Source organism: Pseudomonas sp. MT92 (genome assembly GCF_058792515.1).
The window spans coordinates 89030-108498 of record NZ_JBXAFA010000009.1 but is presented as its reverse complement, the minus strand read 5'-3'; the positions used below and the strand labels follow the sequence as shown (position 1 = coordinate 108498).

The 19469-nt window shown below is 60.9% G+C and carries 20 protein-coding genes and 2 pseudogenes; 6 read left to right on the top strand and 16 right to left on the bottom strand.

Features of this window, described 5'->3' with window-relative positions; genetic code table 11:
* Positions 1-32: 32 nt before the first annotated feature.
* Both hemB and AC1Q6D_RS18020 read right to left on the bottom strand, forming a co-directional pair.
* Positions 33-1007, bottom strand: a complete 975-nt coding sequence (hemB, locus tag AC1Q6D_RS18025) for a porphobilinogen synthase (protein WP_103406719.1) — start codon at positions 1005-1007, stop codon at positions 33-35.
* Between the two features lie 187 nt (positions 1008-1194).
* On the bottom strand, positions 1195-1905 hold the full coding sequence (locus tag AC1Q6D_RS18020; RefSeq protein ID WP_103406720.1) for a glutathione binding-like protein: 711 nt from the start codon (positions 1903-1905) through the stop codon (positions 1195-1197).
* A gap of 356 nt (positions 1906-2261) precedes the next feature.
* On the opposite strand from AC1Q6D_RS18020, the gene AC1Q6D_RS18015 reads away from it, so the two are divergent.
* Positions 2262-2936 (top strand): histidine phosphatase family protein, encoded by a 675-nt coding sequence (locus tag AC1Q6D_RS18015; protein ID WP_103406721.1) that lies wholly within the window; start codon positions 2262-2264, stop codon positions 2934-2936.
* Between the two features lie 87 nt (positions 2937-3023).
* Here the strand turns inward: AC1Q6D_RS18015 and mnmH are convergent, their stop codons facing one another.
* The 5 genes from mnmH to AC1Q6D_RS17990 form a co-directional block, all read right to left on the bottom strand.
* Positions 3024-4127 carry a tRNA 2-selenouridine(34) synthase MnmH gene (gene mnmH, locus AC1Q6D_RS18010; RefSeq protein ID WP_103406722.1) on the bottom strand — a complete coding sequence of 368 codons (1104 nt, stop codon included), beginning with the start codon at positions 4125-4127 and terminating at the stop codon, positions 3024-3026.
* Positions 4127-5161 carry a selenide, water dikinase SelD gene (gene selD, locus AC1Q6D_RS18005; protein ID WP_103406723.1) on the bottom strand — a complete coding sequence of 345 codons (1035 nt, stop codon included), beginning with the start codon at positions 5159-5161 and terminating at the stop codon, positions 4127-4129. The genes mnmH and selD overlap by 1 nt, the downstream gene beginning before the upstream one ends.
* 111 nt (positions 5162-5272) lie before the next feature.
* Positions 5273-6229, bottom strand: coding sequence for a quinone oxidoreductase family protein (locus tag AC1Q6D_RS18000; protein WP_103406724.1), 957 nt, complete (start codon positions 6227-6229; stop codon positions 5273-5275).
* A gap of 31 nt (positions 6230-6260) precedes the next feature.
* Positions 6261-6434 carry a DUF1427 family protein gene (locus tag AC1Q6D_RS17995; protein WP_081997842.1) on the bottom strand — a complete coding sequence of 58 codons (174 nt, stop codon included), beginning with the start codon at positions 6432-6434 and terminating at the stop codon, positions 6261-6263.
* A 107-nt stretch (positions 6435-6541) separates the two neighbouring features.
* Entirely contained in the window at positions 6542-7321 is a 780-nt protein-coding gene (locus AC1Q6D_RS17990) for an AraC family transcriptional regulator (protein WP_103406725.1), read from the bottom strand.
* A gap of 146 nt (positions 7322-7467) precedes the next feature.
* On the opposite strand from AC1Q6D_RS17990, the gene AC1Q6D_RS17985 reads away from it, so the two are divergent.
* Complete coding sequence (locus tag AC1Q6D_RS17985; protein ID WP_047527456.1) at positions 7468-7695, top strand: DUF6555 family protein; 228 nt, start codon at positions 7468-7470, stop codon at positions 7693-7695.
* A gap of 37 nt (positions 7696-7732) precedes the next feature.
* Positions 7733-8005 (top strand): hypothetical protein, encoded by a 273-nt coding sequence (locus AC1Q6D_RS17980; RefSeq protein ID WP_103406726.1) that lies wholly within the window; start codon positions 7733-7735, stop codon positions 8003-8005.
* A 23-nt stretch (positions 8006-8028) separates the two neighbouring features.
* Here AC1Q6D_RS17980 and AC1Q6D_RS17975 read toward each other — a convergent pair whose 3' ends face one another.
* From AC1Q6D_RS17975 to AC1Q6D_RS17965, 3 genes are all read right to left on the bottom strand, one after another.
* Complete coding sequence (locus AC1Q6D_RS17975) at positions 8029-8196, bottom strand: metallothionein (RefSeq protein ID WP_047527454.1); 168 nt, start codon at positions 8194-8196, stop codon at positions 8029-8031.
* A gap of 685 nt (positions 8197-8881) precedes the next feature.
* The gene (locus AC1Q6D_RS17970; protein ID WP_103406728.1) at positions 8882-9340 is read right to left on the bottom strand and encodes a DMT family transporter; all 459 of its coding nucleotides are present in this window, start codon (positions 9338-9340) and stop codon (positions 8882-8884) included.
* On the bottom strand, positions 9340-9834 hold the full coding sequence (locus AC1Q6D_RS17965) for a DMT family transporter (protein ID WP_103406729.1): 495 nt from the start codon (positions 9832-9834) through the stop codon (positions 9340-9342). Before AC1Q6D_RS17965 ends, AC1Q6D_RS17970 begins: the two co-directional genes overlap by 1 nt.
* A gap of 116 nt (positions 9835-9950) precedes the next feature.
* On the opposite strand from AC1Q6D_RS17965, the gene AC1Q6D_RS17960 reads away from it, so the two are divergent.
* The gene (locus AC1Q6D_RS17960; RefSeq protein ID WP_103406730.1) at positions 9951-10886 is read left to right on the top strand and encodes a LysR family transcriptional regulator; all 936 of its coding nucleotides are present in this window, start codon (positions 9951-9953) and stop codon (positions 10884-10886) included.
* Between the two features lie 193 nt (positions 10887-11079).
* Here AC1Q6D_RS17960 and ctpM read toward each other — a convergent pair whose 3' ends face one another.
* Together ctpM and AC1Q6D_RS17950 are read right to left on the bottom strand one after the other, a co-directional pair.
* Positions 11080-12756 (bottom strand): methyl-accepting chemotaxis protein CtpM, encoded by a 1677-nt coding sequence (gene ctpM / locus AC1Q6D_RS17955; RefSeq protein WP_492574010.1) that lies wholly within the window; start codon positions 12754-12756, stop codon positions 11080-11082.
* 142 nt (positions 12757-12898) lie between these two features.
* Positions 12899-14215: a Na+/H+ antiporter family protein gene (locus tag AC1Q6D_RS17950; RefSeq protein ID WP_103406732.1), complete on the bottom strand. Its 1317-nt coding sequence runs from the start codon at positions 14213-14215 to the stop codon at positions 12899-12901.
* 68 nt (positions 14216-14283) lie between these two features.
* On the opposite strand from AC1Q6D_RS17950, the pseudogene AC1Q6D_RS17945 reads away from it, so the two are divergent.
* Positions 14284-15855, top strand: a pseudogene (locus tag AC1Q6D_RS17945) (methyl-accepting chemotaxis protein); the annotation flags it as partial.
* A 102-nt stretch (positions 15856-15957) separates the two neighbouring features.
* The gene (locus AC1Q6D_RS17940; protein WP_404943293.1) at positions 15958-16713 is read left to right on the top strand and encodes a methyl-accepting chemotaxis protein; all 756 of its coding nucleotides are present in this window, start codon (positions 15958-15960) and stop codon (positions 16711-16713) included.
* A 110-nt stretch (positions 16714-16823) separates the two neighbouring features.
* Here AC1Q6D_RS17940 and AC1Q6D_RS17935 read toward each other — a convergent pair whose 3' ends face one another.
* The 4 genes and pseudogenes from AC1Q6D_RS17935 to AC1Q6D_RS17920 all read right to left on the bottom strand — a co-directional run.
* Entirely contained in the window at positions 16824-18140 is a 1317-nt protein-coding gene (locus AC1Q6D_RS17935; RefSeq protein ID WP_103406770.1) for a sensor histidine kinase, read from the bottom strand.
* Positions 18137-18805, bottom strand: a complete 669-nt coding sequence (locus AC1Q6D_RS17930; protein ID WP_103406771.1) for a response regulator transcription factor — start codon at positions 18803-18805, stop codon at positions 18137-18139. The genes AC1Q6D_RS17935 and AC1Q6D_RS17930 overlap by 4 nt, the downstream gene beginning before the upstream one ends.
* A gap of 3 nt (positions 18806-18808) precedes the next feature.
* Positions 18809-19129 (bottom strand): PepSY domain-containing protein, encoded by a 321-nt coding sequence (locus AC1Q6D_RS17925; RefSeq protein WP_103406772.1) that lies wholly within the window; start codon positions 19127-19129, stop codon positions 18809-18811.
* Positions 19130-19193: 64 nt separating this feature from the next.
* A pseudogene (locus AC1Q6D_RS17920) lies at positions 19194-19265 on the bottom strand (PepSY domain-containing protein); the annotation flags it as partial.
* Between the last annotated feature and the right edge of the window lie 204 nt (positions 19266-19469).

Here is a 19469-nt window from a genome sequence, read left to right as displayed (position 1 = left end):
ACTCCCGGCTCCTGCGTGGGGCCGGGTGAGTTTCAGATCCCGGCCAATGCCAGGTCCATCGCGAAGTACGTGAAGATCAGATCGGCCCCCGCCCGCTTGATCGCACCAAGACTCTCGCGCACCACGCGGTCTTCATCAATCGCCCCGGCTTGCGCGCCGAACTTGATCATCGCGTACTCGCCGCTCACTTGATACGCCGCCAGCGGCAAACGCGAAACCTCACGAATATCGCGAATGATGTCCAGGTACGCACCGGCCGGCTTGACCATCAGCGCGTCGGCGCCCTCCTGCTCGTCGAGCAGTGATTCGCGCACCGCTTCACGGCGATTCATCGGGTTCATTTGATAGCTTTTACGGTCGCCCTTGAGTGCGCTGCCGCCGGCTTCGCGGAACGGTCCGTACAGCGCCGAGGCGAATTTGGTCGAATAGGCCATGATCGCCGTCTGACTGAAACCGGCCTCGTCGAGTGCCCGGCGAATGGCCTGGACCTGACCGTCCATCGCTGCCGACGGTGCAATCACATCGGCACCGGCACGGGCCGCCGCCACGGCTTGTTTGCCGAGGTTGATCAGGGTCTGGTCGTTATCGACTTCGTGATTGTGCAGAACACCGCAGTGGCCGTGGTCGGTGTACTCACAGAAACAGGTGTCGGACATGACGATCATTTCCGGCACGGCGTCCTTGGCGATGCGCGACATGCGCGACACCAGACCGTCGTCGCGCCAGGTGTCGCTGCCGCTGCTGTCCAGGTGGTGGGACACGCCAAAGGTCATCACTGACTTGATCCCGGCCCGGGCATAACGCTCGATCTCGCCGGCCAGTTTCGACTCGGGAATACGCATCACACCGGGCATGCTTTTGATGGCTACAAAGTCATCGATCTCTTCTTCGACGAAAATCGGCAGTACCAGGTCGTTGAGGCTGAATTCGGTTTCCTGGAACAGACTGCGCAGGCTCGCATTGCGGCGCAGACGGCGTGGGCGAGCTTCGGGGAACTGACTGGACATGGGCATTCCTGGAAATCGGAGGGCAAGACGAAAGTCGTAAGGGGGCAAAGCTTATGCCCTGCGGGGTGCAGGGCACAAACACCCAACGCTCAAGAATGCGTTACTGCAATGGCAACAATCATTGGGCAAACACCCGCCCCGCCCTGTGGGAGCGAACTTGCTCGCGCCTACAGGGGGATTGCGGAAATCAGTTGGCGATGGGTTTTGGAATTTCCAGCCCGCGCTTGACCGCCGGCCGCGCCAGGAATTTTTCCAGCACGCGGGTGACGTTGGGGAAGTTCTGGATGCCGACCAGATCGCCAGCCTCATAGAAACCGATCAGGTTGCGCACCCAGGGAAAGGTCGCGATATCGGCAATGGTGTAGCGCTCGCCCATGATCCAGTCACGACCTTCAAGGCGTTTGTCGAGGACGCCGAGCAGGCGTTTGCTTTCTTCGACATAGCGATCACGGGGACGCTTGTCTTCGTAGTCCTTGCCGGCGAATTTATTGAAGAAGCCGAGTTGGCCGAACATCGGCCCGATGCCGCCCATCTGGAACATCAGCCACTGAATGGTCTCGTAGCGCGCAGCCCCTTCCCGGGCCAGCAATTGTCCACTCTTGTCAGCCAGATAAATCAGGATCGCACCTGACTCGAACAACGGCAACGGCTGGTCTTCGGGGCCGTTAGGATCGAGGATGGCCGGGATCTTGTTGTTGGGGCTTAACGACAGGAATTCGGGGGACATTTGATCGTTGGTGTCAAACCCGACGCGGTGCGGCTCGTAAGGCAAGCCGATCTCTTCGAGCATGATCGAAACCTTGACGCCGTTGGGGGTCGGCAAGGAGTACAGCTGAATCCACTCCGGGTACCGTGCAGGCCATTTTTGGGTGATGGGAAACGCAGACAAATCGGTCATGGGAAGGATCCACGAGAAAATTGAAAGTAGTGATATTAATGCAGGCGTTACGCTGTCGTTATCAATATCACTGATGTTGAAGATCAAGGAATTGCAGCCTTGGTCAGCCCCATAACCTGTACCGTATCCATAATTCAGCAACATCCTGTCGATAACCTTCGCTCCTGTCCGTTCACGGTTGCCGGTAGATTGCTGCGCACTCCGCCGGAATCGAACCAAATGGGCATCAGCGGACTCTGAGCAATGCCCTTGTTGAAACGGACCGGCTCGACGACATGGAAAACACCCGACGCAGGAAATTCGTGGTGTAGAGGTTTGTCAGCCTTAACCGAATGCGCTGAAGAATCCTTTATTCCATGAAGAACTTTCTGAAACTCTGCCATCGCTTCAAACACCGCGCGTATCTATTCCTGCCCGCCCTGCTGGCGACCAGCGCGTTGTTTCTATCCCTGGAGTCTGGCGAAAGCCGTGCCCAACCGGCAGATGGTACCCAGACGCTGGTGTTCCTGCGTCATGCGGAGAAACCTGCCGGGGGCCTGGGCCAGCTCAATTGCCAGGGCTTGAACCGTGCGATCGAACTGGCCACCTTGCTTCCGGAAAAGTTCGGCAAGGCCAACTACGTGTTTGCCGCCAACCCGACGCGCAATGTCGAGGAAGGTGAATTGAACAATTCCTACAGCTACATCCGCCCATTGATGACCATCAGTCCCAGCGCGATCAAGCTCGGCTTGCCGGTCAACATCAATTTCTCGGCCAATGACACCAGCGACCTGGCCGATGAACTGCTCCAGGACAAGTATCACAACTCGGTCATCTACACCGCGTGGTCCCACGGCTACCTGCCGGAGTTGATCAACAAGGTCGCCGGGGAAGCGGTCGGCAAGAAACAGAAGATCACCGAAGATTGGGAGTCCAGCGACTATGACTCGCTCTTTGTGCTGACCCTGACCTGGCATAACGGCAAGGCCAGCCTGCAAAGCCACAGCTACAAGCAAGGGCTGGATAACGGGCCGCAGACCTGCCCGACCTGAGTTGAGCAGGGCCTGATCGGGCCTTTTGTGTACGCCACGGCCCCTGTGGGAGCGGGCTTGCCCGCGATGAGGCCGGCAAGACCACCGTCACCCTCGCTGACTACCGCGCTCGCGCAAATACCCCAATACCGCTTCACGATTCCCGGCAAACTCGATCCGCGCGCCCTTCTTTTCACGCTGAAAGGCATACATCGGATCGTAATACTCGGTCAGCAACCCCTCGATCCAGCCCCGGTGCAGATCCACCGAGCCGCTGCGACCCTGCTCCGCCAAGGCATCTTCCATCAGAATCAGCATCCGTCGATGGCGCTCGCCGCCCAGGCGCTTGTGCACGTTATTCAAACTCTCCAGCATCCGCTCGGAAAACAGCGCAAAACCTTCCTCGCCGCGCACCCGGATGAACTCTGCACACAGGTCCACCACGTAATCGCGCAGGATTCGCTCGACCCGGCCCTCCAGGCTGTCCTCGAGCCAGACCATCGGAAACTGCTGCATGCCCTGATAAAGCGGCAGAGGCAGTGCGCAACTGCCGATCGCGCGGCTCTCGTCTTCCAGCACGAATTGCTCGAGGCCCGCGGCGCGCTTCTTCAGCACATCCACCGCCAGGCGGTTTTCGAAATCGATATTGCAAGGTTGCCCCGTGGCGCGCTTGCCGAAACTGGAACCGCGATGATTGGCGTGCCCTTCAAGGTCCAGCCCATTGCTCAGTTGCAGGAGTACTTCGGTCTTGCCGGTGCCCGTCATGCCCCCCAACAACACGAAATCGCACTGGGCCACCGCTTGATCAAGGGTATCGAGCAGAAAGCTGCGCATGGCCTTGTAGCCACCCGCGACTCGCGGGTAGTCGATACCCGCCTCGTCCCTGAGCCATTGCTGCACGATCTGCGAGCGCAACCCGCCGCGAAAACAGTACAAAAGCCCATCGGGATGAGCCCGGGCAAAGTCGGCCCAGGCCTGGATGCGCTCGGCCTTGATTGCGCCGGACACCAGTTGATGGCCCAGTTCGATGGCGGCTTGTTGACCCTGTTGCTTATAGCAAGTGCCAACCCGTTGCCGCTCGTGATCGTCCATCAGCGGCAAATTGACCACACCGGGAAACGAGCCCTTGAGAAACTCGACTGGCGCACGGGCATCCATCAGCGGCCGGTCGTTGAGGAAAATATCGCGGTAATCGGTGCAGTCGGCGAACATCAGGAGACCTCGACTGCATGGCTCTGTCGCTCGACCAATTCACCGATGGGCGCAAGGTTCAGGCCCATTTGCGCAGCGGTCTCCAGAAAAGTGTCGTTACCCTCGGGCGTCACGGCGATCAACAGGCCTCCGCTGGTCTGCGGGTCGCATAACACGTTTTTGTGCAACGCCTGCAATCGCCCCAGTTTGCTGGCGTAGCTGTCGTAGTTACGCAAGGTCCCGCCGGGAATGCAGCCCTGCTCAAGGTAATACTCGACACCCGGCAGACGCGGCACGCGGTCATATTCGATAAGGGCGGTCAACTGGCTGCCGTCGGCCATTTCCACCAGATGCCCCAATAGACCAAAACCGGTGACGTCGGTCATCGCGGTCACCCCGTCCAGCTTGCCAAAACGGCTGCCGGGCTTGTTCAGGGTGCACATCCAGTCCCGGGCCAGGCCAATGTCGGCATTGCGCAACTTGCCTTTCTTTTCGGCGGTGGTGAGGATGCCGATGCCCAAGGGCTTGGTGAGGTAAAGCAGGCAACCGGCCGTCGCCGTGTCGTTGCGCTTCATGTGACGCTTTTCCACCAGCCCGGTGACGGCCAGGCCAAAGATCGGCTCCGGTGCGTCGATGGAATGCCCGCCAGCCAACGGAATACCTGCTTCATCGCACACCGAACGGCCACCGCGAATCACTTCCCGGGCAATTTCCGGCGCCAGCACATTGACCGGCCAGCCCAGAATGGCGATGGCCATCAACGGGTCGCCACCCATGGCGTAGATATCACTGATGGCATTGGTGGCGGCGATGCGGCCGAAATCGAAGGGATCGTCGACGATCGGCATGAAAAAATCGGTGGTCGATACCACACCGCGCTCTTCGTCGATGGCATAGACCGCCGCATCATCGCGCGAGGCGTTGCCGACCCAGAGCCTGGGGTCCAGATTCTGCGCCCCGCTGCCGGCGAGAATCACTTCCAGCACCTGGGGAGAAATCTTGCAACCGCATCCAGCGCCGTGGCTGTACTGGGTCAGGCGAATCGGCTCGCTCATGGGGGCACCTCGCAGGATAAGTGCCGTCGATTCTAGCAGAGCACCCTTCTGGCAGTGCATTGCACCGCCGCAGCCCCGGAGGGAGCGAGCCCGCTCCCGCATGGGTCAGTGTTACGGCAACAGGATCACCTTGTCACCGCCGCCTTGGTTGACCTCTGCATAACGTTCCAGACCTTCTGCCAATGGCGACTCGAACAGCCCCTGGGGCAACGGTAACAAGTCCTGATCGAAGAATTGACCGAACTGATCCAGCATCGCCGCGCAGGCTTGTACGCCGTAGAGCAACGAGTTGATACCAACCACCGAACCGCCCTTGCGATACAGCGCCAGGGCCGGTAGCTGCACCATGCCATCCACCGGTGCGGCAATGATGGCAATACGGCCGAAGGTGGCCAATGCCGCAACAGACGCCGGCAACCAGAAGCCGGTGGTGTCGAAAACCACGTCGGCGCCGCCCTTGAACACGGCATTCACCTGAGCGCCCAGGTCCTCGGGCTTGTCCAGTTGCAGCGTCTGAAAACCCTGGTCCTGCAGCTCCTTGACCTGCTCGGGCCGCCGCGCTGCCGCCAACACTTGGGCGCCACGCACCTTGGCCAATGCCAGCGCGGCACTGCCCACCGCGCCGCCGCCGATCACCAGCAAGCGGGTTTCGGCGGTCACCAGGCTGCGCTCCAGTGCATCCCATGCCGTGGTGTAGGGCACACCCAGGCTGGCGGCCTGGGCAAAGCTCAAATGCGTGGGCTTGAGGGCGACGCCATTGGCCGGCAGTTTGACGAATTGCGCGTGGGAGCCATCGGCAAAAAAACCCAGTTCGCGACCGGTGCCCCAGACGTGTTGACCCACCAGCGCCTGTGGGCCTTCAACGACGATGCCGGCAAAGTCGCGACCGGGTATGCGCGGCAACGTGGTGTAGGGAAAACGTCCCAGCACGTTCTTCACATCGCTGGGGTTGAGCCCGGCCGCCTTGATTTCCACCAGTACTTCATCGACGCCGGGAACGGGCGTCGCAACCTCGACGTAGCGCAGGGCCGAGAGGTCGCCGGTTTTGTCGAACTGCAATGCTTTCATAAGGGGGTTCCATCGAATGATCAGAAGGGTTTCAGGAGATCCAGCCGGCCACCAGCTCGCGGCCCATCGGCCAGAGCTTTTCACCGGCCAGCATGCCGAGCAGGCCTACCAGTGCGATCGCCGGTGGTGCGGGGGAACGAAAATCCAGGGCGCCGTAGAGCAGACCGACACCCAGGCCGATCGCCAGTGAAATGAGGTAGTTCATGACAGACTCCGTGGGCCATTGGGATATGCCTGAAAGTCTAGTGCGCAGTGCCAACGAGTACCGGCCAAGTGCTTCTGAATTTCGGCCAAACCCTGGCCCTGAAAACGTCAGCCCGGATGCTGACTGGCCGAAAACTGCGACGGCGCGACACCCAGTTCCCGACGGAACATGTCGCTGAAGCTGCTGGGCGAATAACCCAGTTCACGGGCGATGGCACTGACCGGCACCCCCTGAATCAACTCGGCCACCGCCGTCGCCAGTTGCACCTGTCGCCGCCATTCGGCAAAGCCCATGCCCAGGCCGTCCTTGAACAACCGCGCCAGGGTCCGCACGCTGGCGCCGGCGTTTTCCGCGTGTTGCTCGAAAGCGATGTCCAGCGACGGCGCGGCCATGACGGCCTGGCACAGGTTCATCAGTCGCCGGTCAGAATCATCCGGAAGCGGGATCTTCAGCAGTGAGCGCCGGGCCCGCTTGAGCTCCAGCAGCGCCAGCCCCACCAGTGCTTCGTAATACTCGGGCGCACCGTCGTCGCCCTGCTCCACCAGGCCGACGATCAGCTCGCGCAACAACCCGCCGACTTCGATGACCTGGACACTGGCATCGAGTGTTGCCGCCAGCGATGGTCGCAAGTAGATGTTGCGCATCTGCAGGTCCGAGACCACGCGAATCCCATGGGGCACGCCGGGCGGCAGCCAGACCGCCCGTTGCGGCGGCACCACCAGTGCCTCGTAGGGCGTCTCGACCCACATCACGCCACTCATCGCATACAGCAACTGCCCCCAGACATGCTCATGCGGCTCGATGAACAACCCGCGCGGATAAGTGCGCGCCAGCGGTTGCACGGGGACATCGGTGTCACTCAAATCCGGCGGTGCGGCAAGGGCCATGGGCAGCAATCATTGGGGTTGGGAAAGGCTCAATGGTAACGAGGCCTTGAATTTGCCGCCAGCGGCTGCCACCGTCCGCCAATCCAAGTGAATTTTCCGTTCGGCCCGTGATCCGTTTATGTACCACAGGGAGGAATACGGGCTATATGAACAATGCAAAACTCTTCGTCATTGAATACACCCTTCATGGCGTCCCCAAATCGTTCATTATCCGTCTGGACAAAATGGACAACGCAGAAGCCTGGCATTGGGCGAGCTGCGACGCGGGAGTCGGCCGGATACCGCGCTTTGGCCGGGAAAAGGTGCAAAAGACCAGCAAGCCGATGGCAGAGAAATTCGGCGTGGAAAACGTCAAGTGGCGGCCGGCTAACTGATGCCCGGCACGCGACAGGATTGGAGGGGGCCAAATACATGACACTCAGCAGCAGCCCTGCGCATCTCGACTATGGTCTGGATACGCTGTTTGGCCGCATCACCAAAAGCGCCGAGTGCCGGGTTGGCCTGGAACAGGTCATGAACGACCCGACCTGCTTCGCGATTCGCGTTCCGCCGCCGCTGCCGGAAGATCTCGAGCGGGCCAGGACTGTCGTGCTCAGGGTCGAAGGACGCCGCCTGTCGGGCACCGTCCGACACACCGAACGCCTCGACGATGACAGCCTGAAACTGGACGTGGAGCCCGACTAGGCTCCACTTCCAACGTAACCGAACTATTTGGCGTGAGCGCACTTGCAGCCCTTGCTGGAACATTCTTCACCGTGCTCGTGGTGCTTGGCGCAGGCCTCGCAGCAATAGTGCTTGCCGTGGCGCGCAATCGGATGCGCGCCCAGCTTGCACGAACATTTCGGGCAATCGCAGATACTGTCACTGTTGATCATGAGCCTGACTCCTGAGGTAGTGGTCGTCGGGGCGATAAGAACAACCCGTGTTACCAGTGTAGGAGTTGGTTAAGGCGAACACGTGCAATCGCGAGAGATTGGTTGGCTATGAGGCCGCCTTCGCGCTATTTCGAAGTGCGGCAGGCCGGGCAAGATCCACTTCATTCGCTAGCGCCCCTGTAGGAGCGAGCCCGCTCGCGATGGTCGTCAACGAAAACGCGGGGAGTCTGGTACCCCGCGCTGTCCTCAAGTCCATCGCGAGCAGGCTCGCTCCTACGGAAAAGCAAGTCGGCGTACACCCACCCGCTCTTCACCACTCATCAGGCCGAGCGTTAGCTCGCCTGCAGCTTTTGATCTACCCGCCCCTTCGGGAGGCTGAGTGGAGGTGTGCATCCGGGGAGTGGCGCGAAGCGCCGTTCGACGCAGTCGAACACGCTGCATGTAGGTTGAAGCGAAGCCAACCGGAGGGCAGTGTCCCCGGATGGATACCGTAGCGAAGGAACGCCGAGCCCCAGCGAGGGGCCGGACGCCGGGGCGAGCCTTTTTTTGCTTATCTTTTTTTTGGCGTTTCCGGTTTGAAAAAAAAGTAAGTCGCCGTAAGGGCGAAACTGCCAGCCGCCGTTACCGCAGCAACGGATATGTCCCCAACCAACCCAAAACCTGGTCGGCCCAGAGGCCGCCAAGGTCACCCCTGACACCGCACACTACTGCGATACATGAACACCAGGGCCAACCCCAAAAGCCCCATAGCAAGCACCCGACTCCCGGACAACTCGATCGCCGGATTCCCCAGCCAACCGAAATTATCAATCAGCATCCCCATCCCCAACTGCCCGACAATCACCGCCACCGTCGCCACCGCAGTCCCCACCCGTGGCACCGCGCCCACCATCACCATCATGTAGACGACACCGAACAACGCACCGCTCAGCTGCCATTTCGGCACGTCCAGCAAACTCACCGCATGCGCTGGCTCAAAAAACAGAATCAGCAACCCGGTACTCACCGCCCCCACCACGAACGTCAGCAAACTGCTGCGCAACACACCGACCGTTTCGCCAAGTCGACCATTAATAGCCGCTTGCACACTCAACACCGCACCGGCAGCCACGACCACCGCCAACAAAATAATCAGATTCATCATCAACCCCGGGCGGTCAGAACAAGTGCCGCCACAATCAGCAGCAAGGCTAGCCAACGTTCACCGTTGACCTTTTTGCGAGTCGCGCCGAACCAGCCGAAATGATCGATCAAGACGCTTTTGCCGACTTGCCCGGACAGGATCGCGATCATGGTCATGGCAATACCGATATGCGGCGTGGCCAGCGTCAGCACCACCACGTAGATCGGCCCGAGAAAACCGCCGATCAATTGCCAGCGCGGCAGTTCGCCCAAGGCAGGCCCCTGTTGCCGGCCGCTGAACAACAACAGCAAGAACAAAATCGCCGAGCCGACACCGAAAATGCTCAAGGTCGCCCACAAGTGCCCGACCTGTGCACCCAGCGGTCCAAGCAACCCGGCCTCCACGGACAGGCCCATGCCGGCCAGGATCACCAGCGGCAACAGCAACAACCGCTGCCCCGATCCGGTCGCCGGCGTTGTGACAACGTCCGCGTGATTGATTGAAGAAGTTTGCATAAAGAGCCCCGTGAAATGGATCAAAACGTTAGGCGGGCATTATCGATTGGCGCATCTGTGCGATAAATGGGAGCATGCCGACAACACTTTTGCGTAATACGCACAGCAGGTCGCTCATGCACGGCTTCAACGAACTCGGATTCAAGGCACTTCGGCTGTTTGTCGCGGTACTCGACCATGGCAGTTTTTCCGAAGTGGCGCGCCGTGAGGGCCTGGCGCCCTCTTCGATCTCCCGACAGATCCAATTGATGGAGCAGGCCCTGAACCAGCAATTGCTTTACCGCCACACCCGCGCCGTCACCCCCACCGAAGCGGGGCGCATGCTCGGTCATCATGCGCGGTTGGTGCTGGTGCAACTGGAGGAAGCCGAGCAAGCCCTGCAGGAACAACAAAGCGAGCCCAGCGGACTGGTGCGCATCAACGCCCCGGTGGTGTTCGGCCAACGCCACCTGACGCCCTGGTTGGGACAGCTATGCGCGCGTTATCCGAAGCTGCAACTGGACATCCAGCAGACCGACAGTTACGTCGACCCGTTGCAGGAAGGCGCCGACCTGTTGTTTCGCATAGGGCCGCTGCACGACTCGAGCATGCAGGCGCGGATTCTTGCGCCCCACCGTTTCCAGGTCGCGGCAAGCCCTGCTTATCTGCAAAGGTACGGCACGCCGCAACATCCCGACGATCTCGCGACCCATCAATGCCTGGCCTATAAGGGCGTCACCGGCCAGCAGCGCTGGTTTTTCCGAAAGGGCCAGCAAACGTGGACGCCCTACTCGGTGAGGGGACAGATCACCGGCAACCACGCCGATACCCTGACCCAAGCCGCCGAACAGGGGCTGGGGCTGGTGATGTTTCCGTCGTGGTTGATTGGTGAGGCGGTACGCAACGGCACGCTGGTGCCGGTGCTGGGGAACTATCAAGTGTCCAACAGCCTCGAGCCGCAGCAGATTGCCGTGCTCTGGCCCGGTAGCCGACGCCTGTCGGTGAAGGTCAGGACGGTGATCGACTTCTTTGTCGAATGCTTTGGTGCAGTGCCGTATTGGGACAGGCCGTAGCAGGCTTTCTTATAGAAGCCTGCTTGCCGGTGCCTATAACTATTACGTGACCGAGACCGTCCCCTGTAGGAGTTGGCTTGTCGGGTCGCCGCATCGCCGCGATGGTCGTCAACGATCAAGCGGGTGACCTGATTCAACGCGTCGCCCTTGAGTCCATCGCCAGCAGGCTGGCTCCTTGGGTCAGGGTGGCTGGTCAGATGCGGAACTGCCCGACCAGATTGCCCAAGCGCTGCCCCAGCTCCGCCAGACTGCGCGAGGTTTGCGCACCAAGCTGGGTTTCATCGGCGACGTTGTCCACCGCCACCGCGATCTGATGCACGCTGCGGTTGATCTCCTCGGCCACGGCGGTCTGTTCTTCGGCGGCGCTGGCAATCTGTGCGTTCATCGAATTGATGGTAGCAATCAACTGGGCCATGGTATCGAGCGACGCGCCCGCTTCGTTGGCCTGGGCCGAGGTGCCGTCGCCGGCTTCACTGGAACGGCGCATCGCTTCCACCGCCGACTGGGTGCCGGCCTGCAAGCGGTCGATCATGCCCTGGATTTCCTGGGTACTGATTTGCGTGCGGCTGGCCAGTGCCCGCACTTCATCGGCCACCACTGCGAATCCGCGACCAGCCTCACCGGCGCGCGCCGCTTCAATGGCAGCGTTGAGCGCCAGCAGGTTGGTTTGTTCGGCAATCGAACGGATCACCCCGAGCACGCTGACAATCGACGACACGTCTTTTTGCAAGCTGTCGAGGGACACACCGCTGCTACGAATGTCGTCCACCAACGCATGAATCTTCACGATGCTGCCAGCCACCACACGCTTGGCCGCCTGGCCTTCTTCGTCGGTCTGCTGAGCGGCCACCGCCGCGTTTTGCGCACTCTTGGCCACTTCCTGAGCGGCCGCCGACATTTCATTGATCGCCGTGGCGACTTGATCAGTCTCGTGACGCTGACGCTCCATGGCCTGGTCAGAACGGTGCGCCTGATCGGAAACCTGATGCACCAACCCGGTCAGCTGCGTGGTCATTTCGGTGATCTGGCGCACCAGGCCGTGGATCTTGTCGACAAAACGGTTGAACGATCCGGCCAGTTGGCCCAACTCATCCTGGCTGGTGATGGTCAGGCGACGGGTCAGGTCGCCCTCGCCCGCCGCAATGTCGTCCAGGTTGGCTTTCATCAGGTTCAGCGGACGCAGAATGGTATTGGCCAGCAGCATCCCGGCCGCGGCGATCACCAGCAGCACCACCACGGCGACGCCGACGATGCTCAGCACCACACCTTCCATGCGTTCCTGAACCTTGGCCTCAACCACCGCGACTTGCGCCTCGATGCCGTCCAGATTGACCGAAGTACCCACCGCCATGTCCCATTTCGACAGGTATTCGGTGTATCCGAGCTTGGGCACCAGCACCTGGTTGTTGCTGGGCAGCGGCGAGCTGTATTGCAGGTAGTGAGTACCGTCCTTGGCGACCTTCACCAGATCACGGTTGACGTAGACACCGTTCGGGTCGCGGTTGTCCTTGAAGCTCTGGCCCACGCCTTCGGGGCTGTTGGCCTTGAACAGCCGCACGGTGTTGGAGTCGTAGCCGAAGAAATACCCTTCCTTGCCGTAAGTGATGCTCGACAGCAGCTTGATCGTCTGGGCCCGCGCCGCGTCATCGCCAGGGGCTGCCGCGTCGTAGAGCGGTTTGATCGCGGTCATGGCCACGGCAACGTAGCTTTGCAGGGTGGCCTTGGCATCGCTGAGCAGGCGTTCGCGGGTTTCTTCGACTTCGTGGCGAGCCTGTGCCTGCAAGATGAATAACGTGGTCAGGCTGATGACCAGCGCAAAGAGCAACACCGGGAGGACGGCAAGGGACAGGACTTTGGCCTTCAGGCTCATGCGCATGACGTTCACTCTTTTTTGATTTTATTGGCGTGGTTAAAGGCGTTAACGGCAGGCCAGGTCAAAAGTTGAACACGTTCATCGGGAGCACTGGAGCCCCCCCTGTGAGAGCGAGCTGGCTCCCACAGGGGTTGCGGTTTTACAGCACCATCGCCGCCACCCAGCCAAACGCGAGCAATGGCAGGTTGTAGTGCAGGAAGGTCGGGACCACGGTGTCCCAGATGTGGTGATGCTGGCCGTCGATGTTCAGGCCGGAGGTCGGGCCTAGGGTCGAGTCCGAGGCTGGCGAACCGGCGTCGCCGAGTGCGCCGGCGGTGCCGACGATGCAGACGATTGCCAGCGGGCTGAAACCCAATTGCACGCACAGCGGCACGAAGATCGCCGCCAGAATGGGCACGGTGGAAAACGACGAACCGATGCCCATGGTCACCAACAGTCCCACCAGCAACATCAACAAGGCACCGATGCCCTTACTGTGGTCGATCCAGGACGCCGACGACTCGACCAGCGTCTGCACTTCACCGGTGGCCTTCATCACTTCGGCGAACCCTGAGGCGGCGATCATGATGAAGCCGATCATCGCCATCATCTTCATGCCTTCGGTGAACAGGTCATCGGTGTCGCGCCATTTGACGATGCCCGACACCGAAAAAATCAGGAAACCCACCAGTGCACCGATGATCATCGAGTCCAGCAGCAGTTGCACAATGAAGGCGGCGGCAATCGCCACCCCGGCCACCATCAGGCTCAGCGGGTTGTACTGCACCGCGACCTGCTCGACTTGCTCGATTTTTGCCAGGTCATAGACGCGCTTCTTGCGATAACTGATAAACGCGATCAGCAGGCCCGCCACCATGCCCAGCGCCGGAATGCCCATGGCGTGGGTGACATTGATGCCGGTGATGTCCACGCCGCTGCGGGCCACGTTGGCCAGCAGGATTTCATTGAGGAAGATGTTGCCGAAGCCCACCGGCAGGAACATGTACGGCGTAATCAAGCCGAAGGTCATCACGCAGGCGATCAAACGTCGATCCAGTTGCAGCTTGGTCAGTACATAAAGCAGCGGCGGCACCAGCAACGGGATAAAGGCGATATGAATCGGCAGAATATTCTGCGAGGCAATGGCCACCACCCACAGCAACCCGATCAGCAACCACTTGACCTGACCACCCCCGCTGGCGTGCTGGCGATCGACCATCGCCAACGCCTTGTCGGCCAGGGCATGGGCCAGGCCGGATTTGGCGATGGCCACGGCAAACGCACCGAGCAATGCGTAGGACAGCGCCACCGTCGCCCCGCCGCCGAGGCCACTGTTGAAGGCCTTGAGCGTCGCGTCAATGCCCAGGCCGCCGGTCAGGCCACCCACCAGCGCACCGACGATCAGCGCGATGACCACATGCACGCGGGACAGGCTGAGTATCAGCATGATGCCGACCGCGGCAATCACTGCATTCATTTCATTACCTCGAGACAATAGGAAAGAGTCCGCCCGGCAGTCTGCGTGAGCCGCCAGCGGATAAAGGAATGGGTTTTATTAGAGGGCGCGCACTGTGCCGCAGACTCACCCTCGTGTCAAAGCGTCCAAGCCCTGCGCAGATGTACCGGCATATGAATACCTGCAGGAGCGAGCCAGCTCGCCAAGCGCATGAGAGCACCGAGGGGTATCAGGTTTCCATCGTAATAGTTGACGACCCTCGCGAGCAGGCTCGCTTCTACAGGGAGATCGACGATAGACGGGATAAAGAAACCAGAAACCCGGCCGTTACAGTTCAAAGTCGCAGATATTTATCGAATAAGGACGTCTCCATGTCACTCAAGCAACTGTCCATTCAATGGAAAATCACCCTGCTGGCCGGGCTTTGTCTGGCGGGCATCGTGACCCTGCTGGTGGGTCTTTCGCTGTATCGCATGGAGAACAGCTCGGAATTGGTGAAAGCCTCGAGCATGGAAATGCTGACCGAATCCGCCCAGGCACGGATCGAGTCCCAGGGTGAAAACCAGGCGCTGGGCATTCGCCAGCAGTTCATGGACGCCTATCAATATGGCAACGGTTTTTCACGCCAGGTGCTGTTTCTGCGCGACCAGGCCGAAAAGCGCTTTCTCGATGCCTTCGACTTGCGCGAAGACCTGACCCGCCAGGTCAAGTCGACACTGCAAGCCAACCCTGAACTGCTCGGCCTGGCCCTGGTGTTCGAGCCCAACGGCCTGGATGGCAAGGACGAACTGTTTGCCGGCCAGAGTGACGTCGGCAGCAATGAAAAGGGGCGTTTTGCCTTGTACTGGTCGCAACCGACGCCAGGCCAGCTGACCTCCATGCCACTGCCGGAAAAAGACATCGCCGATACCAGCACCGGCCCCAGCGGCGAAGCGGCCAACGCCTGGTTCACCTGCCCGCGCACCACCCTCAAGCCCTGCGTGATCGAGCCCTACTTCTATACGATCGACGGCCAGAACGTGCTGATGACCAGTATCGTTTTCCCGCTGATACTCAACGGCAAGCTCATCGCCTCGCTGTCGGTGGACATCAACCTCAACAGCCTGCAAACGATCAGCCAGAGCGCCAGCAAAAAGCTCTATGACGGCCAGACCAGCGTCAGCATTCTCAGCCCGGCCGGTTTGCTCGCCGGCTACAGCCCCGACGCCAGCAAGCTCAGCCAGCGCCTGGAAACCGTGGACAAGACCAACGGTGCCGAGCTGGTACGCATGCTCGCCGCCAGCAGCAAGACCGCCAGCCTGCACAGCCAGCAACAGCTCAAGGTGCTGTCGCCGTTCCAGCCGATTCCCGGTGGCAAAACCTGGGGCGTATTGCTCGACGTCCCGGAAAAAGTGTTGGTTGGCCCCGCCGAAGCCCTGAAAAAGCAACTGGATGAAAGCAACACCGCCGGCACCCTGACGGAACTCGCATTGGGCGTTCTGGCGGCGTTGATGGGTCTGCTCCTGGTATGGCTGATGGCTCGCAGCGTGACCAGACCGATCCTCGGCGTGGCGCACATGCTCGAAGACATCGCCAGCGGCGAAGGCGACCTGACCCGACGCCTGGCCTACGACAAACAGGATGAACTGGGCCAGTTGGCCGGTTGGTTCAACCGCTTCCTCGACAAGCTGCAGCCAATCATCGCCGAGGTCAAACGCTCGGTGCAGGACGCCCGCAGCACCGCAGACCAGTCCTCCGCCATCGCCACCCAGACCAGCGCCGGCATGGAGCAGCAATACCGGCAGGTGGATCAGGTCGCGACCGCTTCCCACGAAATGAGCGCCACCGCCCAAGACGTTGCCCGCAGCGCCGCACAAGCGGCACAGGCTGCGCGGGATGCCGATCAGGCGACCCGTCAGGGCCTGACCGTAATCGACCGTACCACCGCCAGTATCGACAACCTCGCCGCCGACATGAGCGCGGCAATGGTGCAAGTCGAAGGCCTGGCGGCCAACAGTGAGAAAATCGGTTCGGTGCTGGAAGTGATCCGCGCCATCGCCGAACAGACCAATCTGCTGGCGCTCAACGCGGCCATCGAAGCGGCCCGTGCCGGGGAAGCCGGCCGTGGTTTTGCCGTGGTCGCCGATGAAGTGCGTAACCTGGCGCGGCGCACCCAGGAGTCGGTGGAAGAAACCCGCCTGGTGATCGAACAACTGCAAAGCGGTACTCAGGATGTGGTCGGTTCGATGGGCAACAGCCATCGCCTGGCCCAGGGCAGCGTCGATCAGGTCGGCCAGGCCGTGACCGCGCTGCGCCAGATCGGCGATGCCGTGACGGTGATCAGTGACATGAACCTGCAGATTGCCAGCGCCGCCGAAGAACAAAGCGCGGTGGCCGAGGAGATCAACAACAACGTGGCGACCATTCGTGACGTGACGGAATCGCTGTCGGGTCAGGCCAACGAGTCGGCGCGGGTGAGCCAGTCGCTCAATAGCCTGGCGAATCAACAGCAGAGTCTGATGGACCAGTTCCGCGTCTGACCCCGCCCCCCCCTGTAAGAGCGAGCCTGCTCACGATGGCGTATCAGTTGGCACCTCGGTGACTGACACGCCATCGCGAGCAGGCCCGCCCACAGAGTCCCCATCTGGTTTCAGAGGCGCTTGGGCAATTCGATCAGCACTTTCAACCCGCCCCACTCGCTCTCCTGCAGCTGCAATACCCCGCCCCACGCCTCGACGATGTCGCGGACAATCCCCAAACCCAGGCCATGCCCGTCAGTCTGCTCATCCAGCCGAGTACCGCGGCTGAACACCTGCTTGCGGCGATCTTCGGGGATCCCCGGCCCGTCGTCTTCCACACTCAGTTCAAAGCCTTCAACGGTTTCGAGCACGCTCAGTCGCACGTCGGCATCCGCCCACTTGCAAGCGTTGTCCAGCAGGTTGCCGAGCAATTCCAGCAAGTCCTCACGATCCCACGGCAACTGCAGGCCCTCGGGGGCGCGAGCGCTCAGCGTCAGGTGCTCACCATGGATCATGTTCAAGGTCGCCAGCAATCCCGGCAGTTCGGCATCGCAATCAAACAATGCTCCCGGCAGTGCATCGCCGGCGAGACGGGCACGGTTGAGTTCGCGATTGAGCCGTTGCTGCACCTGCTCCAGTTGCGCCTTGAGGGTTTTGCGCAGCTGCGGATGCGCGTCCAGCTGTGCACTTGAGGCCAGGCTCAGCAATACGGCCAACGGGGTTTTCAAGGCGTGGCCGAGGTTGCCCAGGGCATTGCGCGAACGCTTGAGGCTGTCTTCGGTGTGGGCCAGCAGATGGTTGATCTGCGCCACCAGCGGCTCCAGTTCCACCGGAACCTGATCATCGAGTTGCGAGCGTTGGCCCTGCTGCAACTGGGCGATCTGCTCGCGGGCCTTTTCCAGCGGGCGCAAGGCGCGCCGTACGGTGATTCGTTGCAGCAGCAGAATCAGCAACAATCCCGCCAGCCCGAGCCCCAACCCCACCTGCTGCATGCGCCGGAAGCTCTCGCGCACCGGGGTGTAGTCCTGCGCCACGCTGATGGAGATCGACTGGCCCAGGCGGCGATAGTCCGAGCGCAGCACCAGCAACTGCTGCCCTTCGGGTCCCAATTGCAAGTCGCTGTCCAGGCCGGGATGTTCGAGACGTGGCAGTTCCTGGTCCCACAACGAACGGGAACGCCAATGGCTGTCAGCAAAATCGATGCGGAAATAATGCCCGGAAAAGGGTCGTTGATAGGCCGGTGCCAGGTGCCTTTCGTCCAGCTGCAAACCTTGCGGACCACGCACCAGCGCCACCAACAGGTTTTCACTGTCGTTGCGCAGCCCGGCTTCGAGGTAGCGCTGCAAACCCATTTCAAACAGCCACAGGCTGGTCTGCGCCAGCACCAGGCCGACAATCACCATCACGCTGATCAAGCCCAGACTCAAGCGGCGCTGGATCGACCTCACCGGGTTTGCCCACCGAACAGATAACCCTGGCCGCGACGAGTCTCGATCACGCTGCGCCCGAGCTTGCGCCGCAGGTGATTGACGTGGACTTCCAGCACGTTGGAGTCGCGTTCGGTCTCGCCGTCGTAGAGGTGTTCGGCGAGGTGGCTTTTGGAAAGGATCTGTTCCGGGTGCAGCATGAAATAACGCAGCAAGCGGAATTCGGCGGCGGTCAGTTGAATCTCGGCACCGTCGCGGGTCACGCACTGACGCCCCTCATCCAGCTGCAGGCCCGCAGCCTTGAGGGTTGGCTGATTGACCTGGCCGTGGGAACGGCGCAGCAACGCCTGGACTCGCAAGTGCAATTCTTCGGGATGAAAGGGTTTGGTCAGGTAATCGTCGGCGCCGGCCTTGAGGCCTTCGATGCGCTCGGCCCAGGAGTCGCGGGCGGTGAGGATCAGCACCGGCGTGGGCAAACCCTCGGCACGCCAGCGGGCCAACACTTCGAGCCCTGACAACCCCGGAAGGCCGAGGTCGAGGATGATCAGGTCGTAAGGCTCGGTGCTGCCCTGATGGACCGCATCGCGACCGTCGGCCAGCCAGTCCACCGCGTACCCTTGGCGATTGAGGCCGGCCATCAGTTCGTCGGCCAGGGGCACATGGTCTTCCACCAGGAGCAAACGCATCGATCAATCTTCCTTGTCTTTGAGTAACCGGCCCGTGGCAGCGTCGATATCGAGCTCTCGAACCACGCCTGCCGCCGTCAGCAACTCGACTTCATAAATGTAGACATCGTGTTTCTCTTCCAGCTCGGCTTCCAGCAGTCTGGCCCCGGGATAACGGTCCAGCGCCTGCTGCAACACTTGCTCGAGCGGCAGGATGATCCCTTGCTGGCGCAAGCGCAGGGCTTCGTCCTGGTCCAGATCGCGGGCCATGACCACCGAGCAGAAAGCCAGCAACACCAGCGCCAGAATGCCCGCGCGCCGATGTAAAAAAGAAAGCAGCGTCATTACCAATCCTGATGATCCTTGAGTCACTGGCCGCCGGCCGCGTTTAATTCCAGATCCCGGTCGATGCCGCGGCGTTGAGTTTCTCGAAAGGCACAATGGTACCAGCGTCTTGCAGCCTCAAGGCTTGGTCCGGCCCCTGGGGGTTGCACACGGGGTCCACTTTAGCGGCCTGAACTTAATTGAAACTGAATGGCCATCATTGGGTTGCAGTGGCAAGCAGACACGGATGCAAACCTGTAGGAGCGAGCCCGCTCGCGATGGAGGATAACGATGGCGTGGGCTGTCTGAATGCTCGCGTTGTCCTCGCGTTTTTCGCGAGCAGGCTCGCTCCTACAGGATT

Bases quoted from the DNA above. Each gene is read 5' to 3' on its own strand.
- hemB (WP_103406719.1), bottom strand. From the start codon at position 1,007: ATGTCCAGTCAGTTCCCCGAAGCTCGCCCACGCCGTCTGCGCCGCAAT.
- AC1Q6D_RS18020 (WP_103406720.1), bottom strand. From the start codon at position 1,905: ATGACCGATTTGTCTGCGTTTCCCATCACCCAAAAATGGCCTGCACGG.
- AC1Q6D_RS18015 (WP_103406721.1), top strand. From the start codon at position 2,262: ATGAAGAACTTTCTGAAACTCTGCCATCGCTTCAAACACCGCGCGTAT.
- mnmH (WP_103406722.1), bottom strand. From the start codon at position 4,127: ATGTTCGCCGACTGCACCGATTACCGCGATATTTTCCTCAACGACCGG.
- selD (WP_103406723.1), bottom strand. From the start codon at position 5,161: ATGAGCGAGCCGATTCGCCTGACCCAGTACAGCCACGGCGCTGGATGC.
- AC1Q6D_RS18000 (WP_103406724.1), bottom strand. From the start codon at position 6,229: ATGAAAGCATTGCAGTTCGACAAAACCGGCGACCTCTCGGCCCTGCGC.
- AC1Q6D_RS17995 (WP_081997842.1), bottom strand. From the start codon at position 6,434: ATGAACTACCTCATTTCACTGGCGATCGGCCTGGGTGTCGGTCTGCTC.
- AC1Q6D_RS17990 (WP_103406725.1), bottom strand. From the start codon at position 7,321: ATGGCCCTTGCCGCACCGCCGGATTTGAGTGACACCGATGTCCCCGTG.
- AC1Q6D_RS17985 (WP_047527456.1), top strand. From the start codon at position 7,468: ATGAACAATGCAAAACTCTTCGTCATTGAATACACCCTTCATGGCGTC.
- AC1Q6D_RS17980 (WP_103406726.1), top strand. From the start codon at position 7,733: ATGACACTCAGCAGCAGCCCTGCGCATCTCGACTATGGTCTGGATACG.
- AC1Q6D_RS17975 (WP_047527454.1), bottom strand. From the start codon at position 8,196: ATGATCAACAGTGACAGTATCTGCGATTGCCCGAAATGTTCGTGCAAG.
- AC1Q6D_RS17970 (WP_103406728.1), bottom strand. From the start codon at position 9,340: ATGATGAATCTGATTATTTTGTTGGCGGTGGTCGTGGCTGCCGGTGCG.
- AC1Q6D_RS17965 (WP_103406729.1), bottom strand. From the start codon at position 9,834: ATGCAAACTTCTTCAATCAATCACGCGGACGTTGTCACAACGCCGGCG.
- AC1Q6D_RS17960 (WP_103406730.1), top strand. From the start codon at position 9,951: ATGCACGGCTTCAACGAACTCGGATTCAAGGCACTTCGGCTGTTTGTC.
- ctpM (WP_492574010.1), bottom strand. From the start codon at position 12,756: ATGAGCCTGAAGGCCAAAGTCCTGTCCCTTGCCGTCCTCCCGGTGTTG.
- AC1Q6D_RS17950 (WP_103406732.1), bottom strand. From the start codon at position 14,215: ATGAATGCAGTGATTGCCGCGGTCGGCATCATGCTGATACTCAGCCTG.
- AC1Q6D_RS17940 (WP_404943293.1), top strand. From the start codon at position 15,958: ATGGAGCAGCAATACCGGCAGGTGGATCAGGTCGCGACCGCTTCCCAC.
- AC1Q6D_RS17930 (WP_103406771.1), bottom strand. From the start codon at position 18,805: ATGCGTTTGCTCCTGGTGGAAGACCATGTGCCCCTGGCCGACGAACTG.
- AC1Q6D_RS17925 (WP_103406772.1), bottom strand. From the start codon at position 19,129: ATGACGCTGCTTTCTTTTTTACATCGGCGCGCGGGCATTCTGGCGCTG.